The 19,227-nt window shown below is 52.1% G+C and carries 13 protein-coding genes; 6 read left to right on the top strand and 7 right to left on the bottom strand.

Annotation, left to right across the window (positions count from 1 at the left end; genetic code table 11):
• Positions 1–23: 23 nt before the first annotated feature.
• The 6 genes from IE117_RS22080 to IE117_RS22105 all read right to left on the bottom strand — a co-directional run bounded on the left by IE117_RS22080 (position 24) and on the right by IE117_RS22105 (position 6,654).
• A complete protein-coding gene (locus tag IE117_RS22080) occupies positions 24–1,145 on the bottom strand; it encodes a vWA domain-containing protein (protein ID WP_189567342.1) in 1,122 nt (373 codons plus the stop codon).
• 67 nt (positions 1,146–1,212) lie between these two features.
• Complete coding sequence (locus IE117_RS22085) at positions 1,213–2,112, bottom strand: AAA family ATPase (RefSeq protein WP_189567344.1); 900 nt, start codon at positions 2,110–2,112, stop codon at positions 1,213–1,215.
• Between the two features lie 123 nt (positions 2,113–2,235).
• On the bottom strand, positions 2,236–3,063 hold the full coding sequence (locus IE117_RS22090) for an FAD binding domain-containing protein (protein ID WP_189567345.1): 828 nt from the start codon (positions 3,061–3,063) through the stop codon (positions 2,236–2,238).
• 57 nt (positions 3,064–3,120) lie between these two features.
• Entirely contained in the window at positions 3,121–5,505 is a 2,385-nt protein-coding gene (locus IE117_RS22095; protein ID WP_189567347.1) for a xanthine dehydrogenase family protein molybdopterin-binding subunit, read from the bottom strand.
• A gap of 96 nt (positions 5,506–5,601) precedes the next feature.
• Positions 5,602–6,078 carry a (2Fe-2S)-binding protein gene (locus IE117_RS22100; RefSeq protein WP_189567350.1) on the bottom strand — a complete coding sequence of 159 codons (477 nt, stop codon included), beginning with the start codon at positions 6,076–6,078 and terminating at the stop codon, positions 5,602–5,604.
• Between the two features lie 120 nt (positions 6,079–6,198).
• On the bottom strand, positions 6,199–6,654 hold the full coding sequence (locus tag IE117_RS22105) for an SRPBCC family protein (RefSeq protein WP_189567352.1): 456 nt from the start codon (positions 6,652–6,654) through the stop codon (positions 6,199–6,201).
• Between the two features lie 153 nt (positions 6,655–6,807).
• Here IE117_RS22105 and IE117_RS22110 point away from each other — a divergent pair, with 153 nt between their 5' ends.
• Both IE117_RS22110 and IE117_RS22115 read left to right on the top strand, forming a co-directional pair.
• Positions 6,808–8,250 carry a dihydrolipoyl dehydrogenase family protein gene (locus IE117_RS22110; protein WP_189567354.1) on the top strand — a complete coding sequence of 481 codons (1,443 nt, stop codon included), beginning with the start codon at positions 6,808–6,810 and terminating at the stop codon, positions 8,248–8,250.
• 127 nt (positions 8,251–8,377) lie between these two features.
• The gene (locus IE117_RS22115; RefSeq protein ID WP_189567356.1) at positions 8,378–9,700 is read left to right on the top strand and encodes a glycosyltransferase family 4 protein; all 1,323 of its coding nucleotides are present in this window, start codon (positions 8,378–8,380) and stop codon (positions 9,698–9,700) included.
• A 121-nt stretch (positions 9,701–9,821) separates the two neighbouring features.
• Here IE117_RS22115 and IE117_RS22120 read toward each other — a convergent pair whose 3' ends face one another.
• The gene (locus IE117_RS22120) at positions 9,822–12,767 is read right to left on the bottom strand and encodes an FAD-binding and (Fe-S)-binding domain-containing protein (RefSeq protein ID WP_189567365.1); all 2,946 of its coding nucleotides are present in this window, start codon (positions 12,765–12,767) and stop codon (positions 9,822–9,824) included.
• 367 nt (positions 12,768–13,134) lie between these two features.
• On the opposite strand from IE117_RS22120, the gene IE117_RS22125 reads away from it, so the two are divergent.
• The 4 genes from IE117_RS22125 (at position 13,135) to IE117_RS22140 (ending at position 19,066) form a co-directional block, all read left to right on the top strand.
• Positions 13,135–14,646 (top strand): type I restriction-modification system subunit M, encoded by a 1,512-nt coding sequence (locus IE117_RS22125; protein WP_189567367.1) that lies wholly within the window; start codon positions 13,135–13,137, stop codon positions 14,644–14,646.
• Positions 14,647–14,721: 75 nt separating this feature from the next.
• Entirely contained in the window at positions 14,722–16,413 is a 1,692-nt protein-coding gene (locus IE117_RS22130; RefSeq protein WP_189567369.1) for an AlbA family DNA-binding domain-containing protein, read from the top strand.
• Complete coding sequence (locus tag IE117_RS22135; RefSeq protein WP_189567371.1) at positions 16,410–17,873, top strand: type I restriction-modification system subunit M; 1,464 nt, start codon at positions 16,410–16,412, stop codon at positions 17,871–17,873. Before IE117_RS22130 ends, IE117_RS22135 begins: the two co-directional genes overlap by 4 nt.
• Positions 17,870–19,066, top strand: coding sequence for a restriction endonuclease subunit S (locus IE117_RS22140; protein ID WP_189567373.1), 1,197 nt, complete (start codon positions 17,870–17,872; stop codon positions 19,064–19,066). The genes IE117_RS22135 and IE117_RS22140 overlap by 4 nt, the downstream gene beginning before the upstream one ends.
• The last annotated feature ends 161 nt before the right edge of the window (positions 19,067–19,227 follow it).

Consider the following 19,227-nt stretch of genomic DNA (forward strand, 5'->3'; position numbering starts at 1 on the left):
TTCGCCATTTTGAACTTGCTTCCTCACAACCAATTTCCTAACGCTCTCAAACTCGACACGTTATGCGCTGAAGCAAATACGTCCACGTGTGGCAGCGCGGCTTGCATCGCCGCCGTGCGGGGTTCGTAGCCGGGCTGTCCGGCCAGGGGATTGAGCCAAACTACCTTGCGGGATTTTTGTTGGATGCGCCGCAGGGCGTCGGCCAGTTGTTCGGGCTGTTCGGTATCCCAGCCGTCGCTCAGAATGACGACGATGGTTTCGCGGTTGAGTAGTCTTCCGTAATCGGTCACGAAAGTCTGCAAACTACCCCCGATACGCGTGCCTCCCGACCAGCCCGTTTCGCGTTTAGTGAGTTTTTCGAGCGCTTGCTGGAAATTCTGCTCTTTCAGCTCTGCAGTAACGCGATGCAGGTCGGTGCTGAAAACGAAGGTCTCGATGCGCCGGAACACGCGCTGGAAAGCATAGAGAAACTGAATCAGGAACGCGCTGTACAAATCCATCGACTTGCTCACGTCGGCCAGCACCACGAGCCGCATCCGGTTGCGGCGGGGGCGCTTGTAGGCTAGGTCCACTAATTCACCACCCCGGCGCAGGTTACGGCGCAAGGTATTGCGCAGGTCGAATTCCCGCGCGTGAAGGGTCTTTTCCCGCCGGCGATTGACTTTCCTAGCCAGCGACTGAGATACTTCACGCAGTAGCTGTTCAATATCGGCCAGTTGGTCGGCGGGAATGAGGGAGAAGTCCTGTTGGCTGAGGGCTTCGTTGGTGGAGTAAGTGGCGGTTTCGGTTTCTTCGGTATTCTTATTGCCGTTGAGCCAAGATTTCAGCGCATCGAAGGAAGGCTGATTATTTTTCTGGTATTGCGATTTCTTACTTTCGTCTTCCTTGATTTTACTGTCCAGAGCACTTTCCAATTCCCGCCAGTACTTTTCAAAAAGTACCCCAAACTGCTCCACTTCCTGCACCGAGCGCGTAAGGCTCACCTGCAAAGCCAGCGCAAAAGTACCCCGGTCATTAGGCGTAACCAGCGAAGCGGCCCGCAGAGCCGTGGCCTCTTCCTCCGGCCCGATGCGGAAACCGTGGGCACGGAGGTAACGACAGAAGGCTACAATGTTGGCGCTGAGGTTAGTATGGCGTTCAATCAATTTTGAATGAGTGAATGATAGAATGAGTGAATACTGGACGCCCATTTCCTCTGAAAAAATCAACAACTCATACTCCTTCCAACTTCGAAACTACCCCCATTTTCTCGTACAATTCACTCAGCGACAACTGCGCGGTGCGGGTGTCTTTCCAATCTTTGAGGATGACGCCCAGGGTTTGCTCAATGATTTCTTTGGGGAGGTGATCGAAATGCAGGGCGGCGAGGGCGGTGGCCCAGTCGAGGGTTTCGGCGATGCCGGGCGTTTTTTCCAGGCGCAGTTGGCGAAGTTCCTGCATGAAGCGACAGATTTGCTCCGCTAGTTTTTGGGAAACGCCGGGTACTTTGCCCCGGACGATCGCCAATTCCTTTTCGTAATCGGGGTAGTCGATCCACAAATAAAGACAGCGGCGGCGCAATGCTTCTGATAGTTCGCGGACGCGGTTGCCCGTCACGATCACCTGCGGAATGTGCGTGGCTTGGATGGTACCTATTTCGGGAACCGTAATTTGCCAGTCGGAAAGTACCTCCAGCAGAAAACTTTCGAACTCTTCGTCGGCGCGATCCACTTCGTCGATGAGCAGGACGGGGGCTCTATGGTGCGTGATCGCTTGCAGCAGCGGCCGTTTCATCAGGAACTTCTCGCCAAAAATTTCTTCTTCCAAATCACTGGTTTGGCCGCTCAAAGTACCCTGCGCCTCCACCATTTTGAGGTGCAGCAGTTGCCGCTGGTAGTTCCATTCGTACAGCGCGTGGGAGGCGTCCAGGCCTTCGTAGCACTGCAAACGGATGAGGTCAGTGTCCATCGCCCGCGCCATTACCTTGGCAATTTCGGTCTTTCCCACACCCGCCGGACCTTCGATCAACAACGGTTTTTTAAGCTGCATCGAAAGGTACACCGCCATCGACACCGCCGGCTCGGTGATGTAGCCTTGAGATTGGAGCAGGTCAGCTATTTGGGAAACGTTCATCTTTTAAATTTAGAATTAGTGAATTATGGAATGTCGGAATATTCTAAATACCTGGCGAAAGCAATATTCATTAATCGCCGTCCTACATTCAATAATTCCGACATTCCTACATTCACTAATTCACTAATTCACTAATTGAAGTAACGCCCGCTTGCAGTACACCTTTGCCAAGTGCAGGCGGTATTCTTCCGAGGCGTAGTGGTCGGCGTTGATGTTTTGGCCCTCGGCGGCTTTCTGGGCGGCGGCTTCGAGCGTAGCTTCCGACCAGTCGCCTACGGCTTCTTCCACTCCTTTGTCGCGGAAAGGTGCGTCGGCGACGCCCGTGAAGGCGACGCGCGCCGAGCCGTCGGGTAGGCGGGCGGCGGCGCAGCCGACCAATGCGAAGCGGGAAGCGGGCTGAGTGAATTTCTGGTAAGTCATTTTCGTGCCTTCTTCCGGGACGGGAAAACGGATCTCGATCAGGATATCGCCGTCTTTCAGGGCTGTTGAGTAAAAACCCGTGAAAAATTCCGTGGCCGGAACGGTACGCTTACCCTTCTTGCTCTGAATCACGATTTCGCCACCCGCCGCCAGCACCATCGCCGACCAATCGGCCGAGGGATCGGCGTGAGCGAGGCTGCCGCCCATCGTACCTTTGTAGCGGATCATCGGATCACCGATGACGGCGGCTCCTTCCGAAAGCACGGGCAGATGTTTTTGAATAATTTCGGAATCCATGATTTCGCGGTGCGTAACAGCACCGCCGATCACGATTTCATCGCCATCTTTTTTTATTTTCTTCAAAGAAGCAATGCGGGCGATGTCCACCAGTTTATCGGGCGCGCTCAGCCGTAGTTTCAAGGTAGGAAGCAGGCTGTGGCCACCCGCCAGTATTTTGGTATCACCGCCCAGGTGTTCCAGGGCCTCCTCCACACTTTCAGGCCGGACGTAATCAAAAGGATATGAGATCATTGTTTTTGAATATTTAGATGTTGGATTTGCTGGAAAGAATGCGAATCAGAGGTACTATCAACTGGATTGCATGGCTCTCCACACCCGTTCTCCGGTCAGCGGCATCGCAATATCCTTGACCTTATGGCCGCCGCTCCAAAGGGCGTCGATGACCGCATTGACCACGGCAGGCGTGGAACCGATAGTTCCGGCTTCACCCGCCCCTTTTACGCCCAGCGGATTGTGCGGACAGGGCGTTTCCTGTCGATCCAGCTCGAACATGGGCAGATCGTCAGCGCGGGGCATGGCATAATCCATATAAGAGCCATTGACCAATTGACCATAATCGTCATAAATCGCGCCTTCCAGCAGCGCCTGACCGATCCCCTGCGCCAAGCCGCCATGGATTTGCCCGTCCACAATCATGGGGTTGATGACATTCCCCACATCGTCCACGGCAATGAAACGTTGTAGTTTGACCTTTCCGGTTTCTTTATCTACCTCGACCACCGCGATGTGACAGCCGAAGGGGTAGGTGAAGTTGGCAGGATCGTAAAAGCTGGCGAAATCCAGACCGGGTTCCAAACCCTCGGGATAAACATGCGGCACGTAGGCCGTCAGAGCTACGTCACCGAATCCGATGTGTTTATCAGTACCCTTTACCGTCCATTTTCCTTCGGCAAATTCCAGGTCGTCCGCCGCGCATTCCAGCTTGTGAGCCGCAATTTTGGCACCTTTTTCGAGTACTTTGTCAATACTCTTCATAATGGCCGAGCCGCCTACCGCCAGGCTGCGCGAGCCGTAAGTACCCATGCCAAAGGCCACCGCGTCGGAATCGCCATGAACGATGTCTACGTCCTCCATCGGGATGCCAAACTTATCAGCCACAATTTGGGCGAAGGTAGTTTCGTGGCCCTGCCCATGCGAGTGTGAGCCGGAATAGACGCTCACCTTGCCCGTGGGCTGCACGCGCACCTGCGCCGACTCATAAAGTCCCGCCCGTGCACCCAGCGAACCCACCACCGCCGAGGGCGCGATGCCGCAGGCTTCGATGTAGGTCGAAAAACCGACGCCCAGCAGCTTACCATTTTGGGCGGCTTCCTGCTGCATTTCTCTGAATTTCTTGTAATCAAGCATCTTCATGGCCTTATCCACGACGCCGTGGTAGTTGCCCGAGTCATATTGCAGGGCCACCTGCGTTTGGTAGCCGGGCTGCTCCACGCCGTCGAAGGCCGGAATGAAATTTTGCTTGCGGAGTTCCACCGGGTCTTTGCCCATTTCCAGCGCGGCCAAATCCATAAGCCGTTCCAGCAGATAGGTGGCTTCAGGCCGACCCGCGCCCCGATAGGCATCTACGGCTACGGTATGCGTAAACACCCCACAGAGGTCAATGTGGATTTTGGGTGTAGTGTAAAGTCCCTGCAACAGTGTACCATGCAAATAAGTCGGCACCGCCGGGCCGAAGGTGGACAGGTACGCGCCGAGGTTGGCGTAGGTCTTGATGCGAAGCGCCTTGACGTTACCCTCGCCGTCGAAACCCATTTCGGCCTTGGTCACGTGGTCGCGACCGTGGGCGTCGAGCATGAAGGCTTCCGAGCGGGTTTCGGTCCATTTGATGGGGCGCTTGGTTTGCTGTGAAGCCCAGGTGACGAGGGCTTCTTCGGTGTAGTGAAATATTTTCGACCCAAATCCACCACCTACATCCGGGCCAAGTACCCGCACTTTGTGCTCGGGCAACCCCAGCACGAAGGCACACATCAACAGCCGGATCAGGTGCGGATTTTGAGTGGACGTGTAAAGCGTGTATTTATCGCTTACCTCGTCGTAATGGCCGATATAGGAGCGTGGCTCTATGGCGTTAGGAACCATGCGCTGGTTTACAAATTCCAGCGTCGTGACGTGGGCCGAGGCATCGATGGCGGCGTTCACCTCATCAAGCGGATTGCCCAGCTCCCAGTCGAAAGCCAGATTTCCGGGGGAGTCGTCGTGGACGAGGGTAGCGCCCTCCTGCGTGGCTTTGAAGGGATCAGTAACAGCTTCCAGATCCTCCCAGTCCACTTCCACGGCTTCAGCGGCGTCTACAGCCTGGGCGTAGGTTTCGGCGATGACTACCGCCACCGGATCGCCGATGTGCTTGGCGGTACTTCCCGTCGCGATCAGCAGCGGGTGCGGCGGCTCTTTCATCGTGTCGCCGTTCTTGAAATTAACCTGCCAGCCCGTGGGAACGCCCACAATACCGGTCTCTTTAATATCGTCACCTGTAAAAATGGCTACCACACCGGGCATGGATTCGGCGGCCGAAATGTCGATGCTCGTAACCCGCGCATGGGCGTAGGGACTGCGGACAAAGGAGGCGTGGGTCATGCCCAGTAATTTGATGTCGTCGGTATAGCGGCCTTTTCCGGTAATGAAGCGCTTGTCTTCGACCCGCTTGACGGATTGGCCTATATATTTGTTGCTCATAATTTTAATTTGGAATTAGTGAATTTGGAATGTCGGAATAAATGAATTCTAAGAATCGAAATAAAACGGAAAAGGAAATGATTATTCCAACATTCACTAATTCACTAATTCCGACATTGATTTTGCCGCCCATTGCACACTGCGCACGATGTTATGGTAGCCCGTACAGCGGCAGAAGTTACCTTCCAGACCGTGACGGATGTCTTCTTCGGATGGGTCGGGGTTACGTTCGAGCAGGTCGGCGGCGGCCATGATCATTCCCGTGGTGCAAAAACCGCACTGAAGCCCGTGGCATTCCTTGAAGCCCTGCTGCACAGCGTGGAGTTGGCCATTGGGCGCTAAGCCCTCGATGGTCGTAATTTCGCTGCCGTCGGCTTGCACGGCAAGGATGGTGCAGGACTTTACAGCCATACCGTCCATATGAACCGTGCAGGAACCGCAACTACTGGTGTCACAGCCAATGTGCGTTCCGGTCAGGCTCAATTGTTCGCGTAAATAGTGAGCCAGCAAAGTACGTGGCTCGACGTCGTGCGAATGAGATTTTTGGTTAACTTTTAGGGTGATTTTTGACATAGAACTTTTGGTCAAAGGGTTAATGGTTAAAAGGTTCTTATGAGAAGCAATCTGACGCCGAGCGGGAAAGTAGAAAGTCTTTGTAAAGTCGCCGAAAAAAATCCGCGGACCGTTGACCGTTTAACCCTTGCCCCCCTTTCCTTCTATCTCTTCTTCGAAATTTTCAAAAAACTGCTTCGTCAGCGAGTTGGCGACGCCGCTCATGACGCGGTTTCCGGTCCGGGCGAGTAAGCCCGAAAGCTTGGCTTCGCCATCGAAGGTCAATTCGGTTTGGTTATTTTCTACAGGCTTCAAATCGATGGTGACGGTAGCATTGGCATTGCCGATCTTGCTGTTTTGCTGTACGTTGAGCGTGTAGCCTTCACCTTCGCGGATATCCTGCATGGTAAGCCCGCCGGAAAAAGAGCCGTTGACCGGGCCCATTTTTACCTGAGCCACGGCTTTGTACTCATTCTCAGCCGTTTTTTCCAGGGTCGTGATACCCGGCACGATGCGGGCCAGAATGTCGGTGTCCATCAGCATCGCCCAAACTACCTCAGGCGTGGTATTCAGTATATGTGAACCGGCTAGATCCATTGCATTAATTTAATATGAGTCTGAAATTCAATAATTTGGATAGGGCTTTGTCTCTGCGATAAGGTACTTTTCATTGCAGCCAGTCACAAAGACTACCCAATATATGTAATTTTAACAAGAAAAAACAAAACCCTTCTCCTAATTAAGATTTATATGAACCATACATATGATTTGATAGTAGTTGGCGCCGGAAGCGGCGGGTTAGGCATGTCGCTGGCCGCCAAAACCATCGGTCTGGACGTACTGCTGATTGAAGAAAAAGAGAGCAATGTGGGTGGCGACTGCCTGAACTTCGGCTGCGTTCCCAGCAAGGCTGTCCTCCACGTCGCCAGGCAATTTGCGTACGCCCGGCAAGCAGAAACTTTCGGCCTGAAAACTGAGGGTAAAGCCGATTTCGAAAAGGTGATGAACTACGTGCACGGCCAGCAAGCCGTCATCCGCGCCCACGAGAATGCCGATTACCTGCGGCAGGAAAAAGATTTGGATGTAATCATTGGCCGGGCGCATTTTCTGGATGAGGAAACCCTGGAAGTAAGCGGCGCGAAGTACACCGCCAGGCGATTCGTACTTGCCACCGGATCGAAGCCGCGCAAACTGGGCGTGCCGGGAGCCGAAAGTATCAACCTTTATACCAACGAAACACTTTTCTACGATCTGAAAAAACTACCCGACCACCTGTTGGTAATTGGTGGCGGCCCCATTGGCTGCGAAATGGCGCAGGCCTTCCGGCGGCTGGGCTCTGAGGTTACGATCGTGGACCGGGGCGAGCGGCTTTCTTCAAAGGAATTGCCGGAGTTTTCCGAGATCCTGGAAGCACAATTCAAAAAAGAGGGAATCAAAATCATGCATGAGTCGGAAGTTGTTGCTTTTCCGACGCCCAATGAAGCAGAAATTACCACGAATAAAAGAACGAAAACGAAACTCAAATTCGACGCCGCGCTGGTAGCGATTGGGCGCGTGGTAACTACCGATGGCCTCGGGCTGGATAAGGCAGGAATCGAAGTAAAAAAGGGCAAAATCGTGATCAACGACTATCTCCAAACTACCAATCCGCGCGTGTTCACGGCGGGCGATTCCACGGGCCTGTATTACTTCTCACACGGAGCCGAAAAGCACGTCCGGCAACTGATGCGGAATTTCTTTGTGCCGTTTCTCAAAAAGAAACATACCTATGCTGACCTTTCCTGGGTCACATTTACCGAGCCGGAAATCGCCACCTTCGGGCGTTCCGAGGAAGATTTGAAAAAAGACAACGTCGATTTTGAAAAAATCACCCAACGTTTTGAGGACGACGACCGCGCCATTACTGACGACTACCGCTACGGGCAGCTGGTACTTTACGTCAGCAAGAAGAGCTGGTTTTTCGGAAAAAGTACCCTCCTGGGCGGCAGCATGATTGCCCCCAAAGCCGGAGAAATGGTGCAGGAATTGTTTACGGCGCAACTGGCGAAGCTAAACACCAATGTATTGTTCAATAAGGTGTATGCCTACCCTGTGTCGTCGCGGATTAATCAGAAAGCGACGAATTCCATTCGGACGGGTGATTTGACGCCTTTTTTGAAGAAGGTTTTGGGGGTTTTATATCGGTGGCAGTAGGGTAGTTTAGCTCTTCGACACTCTCGTCTTTACTAGTACTGGTGTAAAGCAGAGTCATTACGACTTACCTTTTCCGTTTCGCTGGATAAAAGCATGGTAGATTTTATTCAAACTTTCCCTTTGCTCTATGAAGATTGCAGTTTGGCATAACTTGCCTTATGGCGGCGGTGCACGAGCATTAAATTACCATCTGAATGGACTTCATGAAAGAGGACATCACCTGGAAGTGTGGTCTCCAAATCCCACTGCCGATGGCCTCATTGAGTTCCCCAGCGGTGTGCTTTTTCATGAAGTTCCCCTAAAAAGAACAGAACACATTCCCTATCTGGATCGGATTGGATCAGTTCTCTTTGAAAAGGATGTTAACATTCGCGAGATGGAATTGCACAGCTTGGAGTGCGCAAGGGAAATAAACGAAGGTAGTTTTGATCTGCTGTTTGCCAATTGCTGCTACTACTATGCAGCGCCCTTCATTAGCCGCTTTGTAAAAATCCCCAAAGTACTTTATCTGGGAGAACCACGCCGTTTTTTCTACGAAGCTCATCCCAGGAGTTTCTGGGAAATGCCTGGCTCTGCATCTCTATTAAGCAAAAAAAAGTCCTCTTTCTGGTGGGAATGGATGAAAGATTGGTGGAAGACCAGCAACGCGAGAGTGCAGCTTAGAGAAGAACGGATCAATGTCGATGTGGTCGACAGATTACTCGTAAATTCTGTTTTTTCGACAGAGAGCTGTACAAGGGCTTACAATAGAAGCGGTGATGTTTGTTATCTAGGGATAGACACTTCTCTATTTAGGCCACTTGACAAAAAAAGTGTTCAAAATTACGTCATTGGCTTAGGAAGTGTTTTTTTTCACAAAGGCGTCGAACTGGCTATTAAATCCATCGCAGCAATACCAGAAGACAGGCCCTCACTAGTGTGGGTTAGTAACCTGAACGACTTGCAATATCTGAGTATGGTCCAAAAGCTCGCCGACAGTCTGAAAGTCGAATTTATCCTCAGGGAACGAGTTAGTAATAGAGCGTTGGTCAAGCTCTTAAATAACGCAGTTTGCCTTGTTTACACCTCCAAGCTTGAACCATTTGGATTTGCTCCGCTTGAAGCCAACGCCTGTTCAACGCCCGTGGTCGGTCTGCTGCAAGGCGGAGTAAGAGAAACTGTTATTGATGGTAGAACGGGTTTCTTGACAGCCCCGAATGAAATCGATATTGCTGATAAAATTTCATATCTTATCAAAAACCCGGACGTCAGGGAAGAGATGGGGAAACAGGGCGTTGTCAATGTTTGGAAAAACTGGTCTTTGGAGGCCGCAACGCTACGGTTGGAAAAGTACCTTGAAGACACTGTCAATTCCGCTTGCCCTGACCGAACTCAACCCGATTTACAACGAGCACAGTCGGCCGACATGGTGTCCCATCCTGGCGTCTGTGGCGCACCGCAAACGGAATAGGGCATTTTCGAAGATCGCAACTACATTGGGGCTATAGCTGCCTTCACCGCGCACCGCGCGAAGCCATTTAATGCCCAAGTCATCGATAACAACGAAAAACTTCTGGCTTTGTCGCTCTCCCCTACGCCAGGGCATCGAATAAAATCTCCGCCGGATGCAGCGCCTTACGGCCCGTGCCATCGTGGATTTGGTGGCGGCAACTCGTTCCCGGCGCGGCAATGATCACCTCATCGGGTTGCTGGCGCACGGCGGGGAAAAGTACCAGTTCGCCGATCTGCATGGAAAGGTCGTAATGCTCGGCTTCGTAGCCAAAACTACCCGCCATACCGCAGCAGCCACTTGGGATGAGTTGCACAGCGTAGTTTTCGGGTAGCGAGAGCATCTTTTTGGTCGGGACCAGGCTGGCGATGGCCTTTTGCTGGCAATGTCCGTGGAGTTTGATCAGGCGTTTTTCTTTGGTGAAATGATCTGACGAAATCTTCTTCAGGTCAATTTCCCGCGCCATGAATTCGTCAAATTGCAGGGCATTCTGGGCAAGCGCTTTGGCCGCTTCCACCAGTTCATCGCTGACCAAATCGGGGTACTCGTCGCGGAAGGTGAGGATGGCCGAGGGCTCGATGCCGACGAGCGGCGTGTCGTGCGAGACGAGGTCTTTCAGGGCTAGGATATTCTGTTCGGCAATTTTTTTGGCGTCTTTCAAAAGCCCTTTGGACAGTTGAGGGCGTCCGCTGGGCGCGTGGTCGGGAATTTCTACTTTGTAGCCCAGTTTCTGCAAAGTCCAGATCGCTTTCTTACCGATTTCGACATCGTTGTAGTTCGTGAATTCATCGCAGAAGAGATAAACTTTCTGATCCGTAGAAGTTGGGTTGCTTCCTTTTCCCTCTTTCCCAAACCAACCCCGCAGCGTTTCGCCACGCAGCAGCGGCATGGTACGGTCGGGGTGGAAGCCCACGACGCGGTTGGCGAGGCGACGCAGCGGTGCGTTCTTGAAAACCATATTATACGCCCACGGCACATAGCTGGCTATTCCCGTCATTCTGGAAAAATTCCCCACCAGCCACGAGCGCATCGGCACGCCGTGGACATCGTGGTATTGTTGCAGGAATTCCATTTTTAGCTTGGCGACGTCCACGTTGCTGGGGCATTCGCCCTTGCAGCCCTTGCAGGCCAGGCAGAGGTCGTAGACTTCCTTGATCTCCTCGTGGTCGAAGCGATTGTCCTTCGGCGAGCGCGTGAGCATTTCGCGCAGGATGTTGGCGCGGGCACGGGTAGTTTCCTTCTCGTTGCGCGTCGCCATGTAGCTGGGGCACATTGTGCCGCCGCTGAGCTGCGTCTTGCGGCAATCGCCCGAGCCATTGCACTGCTCGGCGTGTTGCAGGATGGTCTGGTTTTCGAAGCGGAAATAGGTCTTGAACTCCGGGTTGGATTGGTCGGCCTCGTAGCGCAGGAAGGTGTCCATCGGCGCGGCATCCACAATCTTGCCGGGATTGAAAATGGCCTGCGGGTCCCAGGTACGCTTGATTTCCTGGAACAGTTCGTAGTTGTGCGGCCCCACCATCTGCGGGATAAACTCACCGCGCAGGCGCCCGTCGCCGTGTTCGCCCGAGAGCGAGCCATCATATTTCTTGACCAGCGTGGCAATTTCTTCCGCAATCATCCTGAACTGGCGGTGTCCTTCCTGAGTCTTCAGATTTATGATCGGCCGCAGATGTAATTCTCCCGACCCCGCGTGAGCGTAGTGCACCGCCGACATATTGTGCCTGTGCAGAATCTCGTTGAAGTCGCGGATGTAGTCCGGTTGATCCAGCACATCCACGGCAGTGTCCTCGATTACCGCCACGGCCTTTTCATCACCAGGAATGTTGGCCAAAAGTCCCAATCCGGCCTTCCGCAGTGTCCAGATTTTCTTGGTGTCGTCGCCAAAAAGCAACGGAAAGTGAAAGCCCAGCCCGGCGGCTCGCAATTCGGCTTCCAGATCGGCGGCCAGTTTCTCCACTTCCGGCTGCGTTTCGCGAGAGAGATCCACGACCAGAATCGCCGGGTAGGTACCATCCTCTTTATCTTTTACGAAAAAAGCGTTTTGTCGCTGTTCGGCGTTGGTAGCGGCGCATTCCAGCACGTAGCTGTCAATGAGTTCGACAGCTTGCGGCTGGTACTTCAGAGCGATGATCGTGGCGCGAAGTGTTTCGTCAATGGTGTTGAAATGCGCGCACAGCAGCCCCTGCGTTTTGGGCGGCAGCGGCACGAGGTTGAGTTTTATCTCGGTCAGGAAGCACAAAGTACCTTCCGAACCCGCAATGAGGCGGCACATATTGAAGTCGGGCCCTTCGGGTGTAAATGGCGCGCAATCCAGCAATTGGTCCAGCGCATAACCCGTGTTGCGCCGTTCGATGGATTTCTTGGGAAAGTTTTTCCGTATCTCGGCCTGATTTTCGGGATTGGAAAGGATTTCCAGCGTCTTTTTGTAAATCTTGCCCGACAACCCCGGCATTTGCGCGAGCCGTTGTACATTGTTTGTCGCCGAAAAAACCGCCTCCGTACTATCGAAAAGCAATGCCTTCACTTCCAGCAAATGCTCCCGCGTGGAACCATACACCACCGAGTTAGAGCCGCAGGAATTGTTCCCCACCATCCCCCCGACCATCGCGCGATTGGCGGTAGAGGTTTCGGGACCGAAGTACAAGCCATATTCCTTCACGGCCATGTTCAGCTCGTCGCGCACGACGCCCGGCTGCGTCCGTACCCAGCCCTCCTCAGCGTTGATTTCCAGAATTTTATTAAAGTGTTTCGACACATCCACTACAATGCCGCCGCCCACCACCTGCCCGGCCAGCGAAGTACCCGCCGTGCGGGGAATAAGCGAAACGCCATTTTCCCGCGCAAAGGCAATCAGCGTTTTCAGATCCTGCTCCGTGCGGGGAATCGCCACGGCCAACGGCATCTCGCGGTAAGCCGAAGCATCAGTGGCGTAAAGGGTGCGGAGCGTGTCGTCCTGAAACAGCTCGCCATCGAGTTGGCGGGCTAGGGCGTGAAGGTTGGGGGTAGTTTGAGTAGTTGGGGCGTTCATTACCTGATAACGAATATTTCAGCGGCTGGGTTATCGGCAAAGATAGTCATCCGAAACGTCCTGTGGTTTTTATGCAGGCTGATTTGTCGGAGATATACTTGCCTGGCTGCCTGTATAGATACCTGATTCCTTCAAAACTTGTAATGGTAATTCATGACATTGGAACCATGATCGAAAGCTCTGGAAAAAACGTTGAGGTAATTCCCTATACTCAGAGCCTTTCTTTTAATAAAAAGTCTTTGAAGTTGCTGTTTCACATAGCAATGACACCAAGCTGCCCCCCTTCATAGGGTTTCCGGAATGGACAGCGTTACTACGCAACCCGAATAAGCGCATTATATTTGACGTAAAAAGAGAGATTCCACCTATGCAACTCCAACTCGACATCAATCCCGATAAAATCACCCTTTCCCAACTGGAACAGTACCTGGCCAAGGCGGCCTGGATACTGAAAGGACCCGTGGGCGCGTCGGATTTCAAGGCCTATATCTTTCCGATGCTGTTTTTCAAGCGCATTTCGGATGTGTACGACGAAGAGTACCAACTGGCGCTGGCCGAGTCGGACGGGGATGAGGAGTACGCTTCGTTGCCGGAGTTTCACCGTTTTGAAATTCCGGCAGGCTGTCACTGGCGGGATGTGCGCGAAACGACCACCAACGTCGGCATGGCGCTGGAAAAGGCCTTCCGGGGCATCGAGCAAGTGAATCAAGAGTACCTGTCCGGGATATTCGGCGATGCGCAGTGGAGTAACAAGAATATGCTCTCGGATCAGTTGCTAATTAACTTGGTGGAGCATTTTTCGCAGTACCGCTTGGCCAATTCCGTAGTAGATCCTGACATTCTTGGGCAGGCCTACGAGTACCTGATCAAGCACTTTGCCGATTTGACTAATAAGAAAGCCGGCGAATTCTACACGCCGCGCACCGTAGTGCATCTTATGGGGCTCATCGTAGATGCCCACGAGGGCGAGAGCATTTACGATCCAGCCTGCGGAACGGGTGGTATGTTGCTCGAATCCATCAACCACCTCAAAGAGCAGGGCGAAGACTACCGGACGCTGAAACTCTACGGTCAGGAGAAAAATCTGACGTCGTCGTCCATTGCCCGCATGAATATGTTCCTGCACGGCATCGAGGACTTTCAGATTGCCCGCGGCGATACCCTGCGGCAACCGGCCTACTTTGCCGCTGATGCCCTGCAAACTTTTGATTGCGTGATTGCCAATCCGCCTTTTTCTCTGAAAGAATGGGGTGCCGACAACTGGGCCAGCGATCCCTACGGCCGCAACATCGCCGGGGTACCACCCGACGGCAACGGCGATATGGCCTGGGTGCAGCACATGATCAAATCCATGAAGCCCGACACGGGCCGCATGGCGGTGGTACTACCGCACGGGGCGCTGTTTCGGAAAGGGGCCGAGGGGCGCATCCGGCAGACGCTGCTGGAGATGGATTTGCTCGAAGCTGTGATTGGCCTGGGGCCCAACATTTTTTATGGTACCCAGTTGGCGGCCTGCGTGATGGTGTACCGCAGCCGCAAAGCCGCCGACCGGCAAGGGAAGGTACTTTTTATCGACGCCTCGGAACAGGTACGGACGGGCCGCGCCCAGAACTACCTCGAAAAGGAACACGTGGATCAGATTTTCCAGTGGTACGCCGACTTCAAAGACGTGCCCAATCAGGTGAAGGTAGCTACCCTGACCGACCTTGCCGACAACGATTATAACCTGAACCTTCCGCTCTACATCGAAAAGCAGATCGAAGACAACCTGCCTACGGTAGAAGAAGCCCTGGCCGACCTCAAAACCGCCTGGACCGAATGCCAGCGGGCCGAGGTAGCGTTCAGGCGAAAGCTTCAGAGCTTCGTGGTTGGAGCATGATTCACTCCTTGTTTTATAGCGGAAAATAATATTGAATAGCCGGATTTTGTTTTTAAACTCCGCCACACAGTAGGTATGACAGCTGAGGAATTGACGATAAAGCTTAAAGCAGGAGAAGGTACACGCATTGAGTTTAAAGAAGCTCAGGGCGGGGTGCCGTCGTCTCTCTACGAATCAGTAGTTAGTTTTTCAAATACGGATGGAGGAACTATTGTGCTCGGTGCAGAGGATACGGGTCAGGTTGTAGGAATTGACGAAACGCTGTTACAGAATTACCAAGCGAGCATTATCACGAGCCTTAGCTCACCTGAGTCTATCAGCCCAACGCTTCTGCTCAGTCCTCTGGTGGTGGACCACCCTAAGGGAAAGGTTATCGTTTTACAAGTACCGGCCAGTTCTCAACTGCATACTTACAAAAAAAAGGTGTACTGGCGGGAAGCAGATGCCGACCTGGATATTACATCCAACCAGCAGAAAGTAGGCGATATTTACCTGCGCAAGAGGCAGTTCTTTTCGGAAGCGCAAATCTATCCCTACCTTACTTTTTCGGACTTAGATGCTGGGCTCTTTGACAAAGCGCGGACCCTGATCCGGGGCTTTGCCAGTACGCACCCCTGGGTAACTGCCTCGGATGAGCAAATTCTTAAGGAATCGTCTTTGTACAAAAAAGATTTCTCTACTGGCGAGGAAGGCCTTACTCTGGCAGCAGCCTTGGTATTCGGCACTGACATTACAATACAGAATCTGCTCCCTGCTTACAAAGTAGAGGCCATGGTTCGTCGTATTAACCTGGATCGATACGACGACCGTATCACGCTACGTACCAACTTAATCGATACCTATATTGAATTGATGGACTTTATAAAAAAGCACCTCAATGAGCAGTTCTATATTGAGAATGGTCAGCGTAGAGACTTGCGGGAGTTGCTTTTTCGGGAGGTGATAGGTAATCTGGTTGTGCATCGGGAGTACAGTCACGGGCGTTCTTCCGAACTAGTTATTTACCCGGACAAGGTATTGACGACCAATCCCAACCGACCCTTGTTTCATGGCCCCATCGAGCCTATGAATTTTAGCCCGTATCCTAAGAATCCAAACATAAGAAAATTCTTTACGGCCTTTGGCTGGACTGACGAAATCGGCTCGGGGGTACGCAATGTCCACAAGTACCTGGCCGTGTACGTTCCGGGGGCTACTCCGATGTTCTATGAAAATGAGGTGTTTCGTACCGAAGTACCATTGGCAGTTGCTACGTTGCAGCCCTTTGCAGAACAGCTGATACACTGGCTCCAGCTACCTGATGAGGCCGTAGATCATGTAGCGACTGGGTTAGCTCAGGTACAGCTGAATTCCCACTGGAAATCATACAGCTGGGATGAGCTGGCATCGCACCTGGTACCAGGCTGGCATCAGATTGGTACCAGGCTGGTACCCCTGAAATGGCCCAAAAAGCAGGTTTCTGACCCTGAACGGATCAAGTTGGTACCAGGCTGGTCGCAAAATGGTACCAAGCTCCTTGAAAAAAGGGTATGGTACCTTATCGCTATCCTAACGCTTACCGCTACCCCGGCCCGACTAGAACAAATCATGCACTGGATTGGGTACAGTAACCGGGCGCGATTTAGGGAAACCTACCTGGAACCTTTACAACAAACAAATCTGGTGGAGAAAACAAATCCTGAAAACCCCAGTGATCCCGAACAACGTTACCGGCTAACCCAAAAAGGTGCCCTGTTTTTAGCGGCTCAAACTGAATTTACCCAATGACTCAATCTCAACTCGAAAAGTACCTCTGGGGCGCGGCTACCTACCTGCGTGGCCACATTGACGCCGGCGACTACAAGCAGTACATTTTTCCGCTGTTGTTTTTCAAGCGTATTTCCGATGTCTACGATGAGGAGTACGCCGCCGCGCTGGCCCTTAGCGATGGCGACCTCGAATACGCCGCCTTTGAAGAAAACCACCGTTTCCAGATTCCCAAGGGATCGCACTGGAACGATGTGCGCGAACAGACCGTCAACGTGGGCGTGGCGTTGCAGGACGCCATGCGGGAGATCGAAAAGGCCAACCCCGAAACGCTGTTCGGGATTTTTGGCGATGCCAGCTGGACCAATAAGGACCGCCTGAGCGACGAAACCCTGCTGAACCTGATGGAGCACTACTCGCAGCACAAGCTCAACATGGCGAACGTGCCCGACGACCAACTGGGCAACGGCTACGAGTATCTGATCAAGCAGTTTGCCGACGACAGCGGCCACACTGCCGCCGAGTTTTATACCAACCGCACCGTGGTGCGCCTCATGACGCTCATGATGGACCCGCAGCCCGGCGAGAGCGTCTATGACCCTACCTGCGGCTCGGGCGGGCTGCTGCTCAACTGCGCCCTGCAACTGAAAGCCAACGGACAGGAGTACCGCTCCCTCAAACTCTACGGGCAGGAGATCAACCTCATTACGTCGGCCATTGCGCGCATGAACATGTTTATGCACGGCATCGAGGAGTTTCAGATTGTGCGCGGCGACACGCTGAGCGCGCCCGGCCTGTTGTACAATGACGAGCTTCGGCAGTTCAACGTGATTCTGGCCAACCCGCCTTACTCCATCAAAGCCTGGGATCGGAAAGCTTTTGAGAGCGATCCTTATGGCCGGAATCTGTGGGGTACCCCGCCGCAGGGCTGTGCCGATTATGCCTTTCAGCAGCATATCCAGAAAAGCCTCGATCCGCAGAATGGTCGCTCCATTTCGCTGTGGCCGCACGGCATTCTGTTCCGGGATTCGGAAGCGACCATGCGCCGGGCCATGATCGAGCAGGATGTGGTGGAATGTGTGATTGGCCTGGGGCCCAACCTGTTTTACAATTCCCCGATGGAAGCCTGTTTGCTAGTGACCAACAATCACAAACGACCTGAGCAGCAGGGTAAGGTACTCTTCATCAATGCCGTCAAGAAAGTAAGGCAGGACAAGAATATTGCTTTTCTGGAAGAAGCGCACATTCAAACCATTTTTCAGGCTTACAAAAGCTACCGGGATATACCGGATTTGGCGCGGGTGGTTGATACAGAGGAAATAGAAGCGAATAATGGCAAATTAGCCATCAATTTGTACGTGCAACCCGAGAAGGAAGACACGGGTGAAACGCTGACTTTTGAACAGACGCTGCATAATTGGGAAGAAAGCTCGAAAGCGTTAAAAAATTCAATGGAAAATTTATTTGCAACCCTGGTATGATAGCGACCGAAGCAGCGACGAAGGAATTGAATATTGAAAAAACCCTTTGGAAAAAAGTACAACTGGGCGATGTGGTGAAAGAAGTACGCGAAACCGTGAAAGATCCGGCTGCCGAAGGAATCGACCGCATCGTGGGTTTGGAGCATCTGGAATCGGAAAACCTGCACCTAAATAGCTGGGCTGAATTGTCGGAAGGTACCACATTCACCAAGGTATTCAGGAAAGGGCAAATGCTTTTTGGCCGGAGAAGAGCGTACCTAAAAAAAGCCGCTCTGGCTACGTTCGATGGTATTTGCTCGGGCGATATTACGGTGCTGGAAGCGCGAAAAGGATTGATTCCCGAACTACTGCCATTCTTAATTCAAAACGACACTTTCTTTGATCTGGCCGTCAAGAATTCGGCGGGTTCGCTTTCACCTCGAGCCAAGCTCAAAGATTTCGCTGATTACGAATTCCTTCTCCCTCCCAAAGACCAGCAGGCTCAACTGGCGGAACTGCTTTGGGCAGCGGATGCGGTGGTGGAGAGAGAACTGGATGTTCCGAATAAATTAATTGTTCAATTAAATGTATTTGCAAAGAACTCAATTAGTCAGGAAAACGACCCTTATAAAAAGCCACTAGGGTGGAAGACTTCTAAGTTAGGATTAATTGGAAAAGTCCAAGCTGGATCGACTCCTTTAAGAGCCACCATGAGCTTTTATGAAAATGGCTCAATCCCCTGGGTGAAAACTTTGGATTTAAATAACGGAGAAATAACTCAAACAGAAGAGAAAATCACCCAAGAAGCTATTGACAGTACCTCATGTAAAGTAAGACCAGTTAATACTGTACTTGTTGCAATGTATGGTGGTTTTAACCAAATCGGTAGGACTGGAATTTTAAGAACACCAGCTGCAACAAATCAAGCCGTTTCGGCTATTATGGTTGACTCTAATATTATTCTACCTGATTTCTTACTTCTTGTCCTAAATACAAAAATTGAATATTGGAAGAAGGTTGCTGTTAGCTCTCGTAAAGACCCCAATATTACCAAAGTAGATGTGGAGAATTTTCCAATTGTACTGCCCTCAATTAGAGAGCAAAAGGAAATTTTGCTGACAACAAATTTATTGCATCAAGTAATAGGTAGAGCTGAAAGTAAAGTTCTGAGTACAAAAACCCTCTTAAAATCTCTAATCAATCAAATTTTCTAGCGACAACTTAACCAACTCCCAATGCCCGGCCAAATTCCTGAAAACATACGTTTATTTCGGATCGTACATTGGGAAAATGTAGAGCACATCCTGCATCACGGGCTGTGCTATTCCGGGCACCCGGAGGCAAACCCGAAGTTTGAGCATTAAAAAAGCCCTGT

The sequence above is a fragment of the Persicitalea jodogahamensis genome, assembly GCF_014651615.1.
Classification (GTDB): domain Bacteria; phylum Bacteroidota; class Bacteroidia; order Cytophagales; family Spirosomataceae; genus Persicitalea; species Persicitalea jodogahamensis.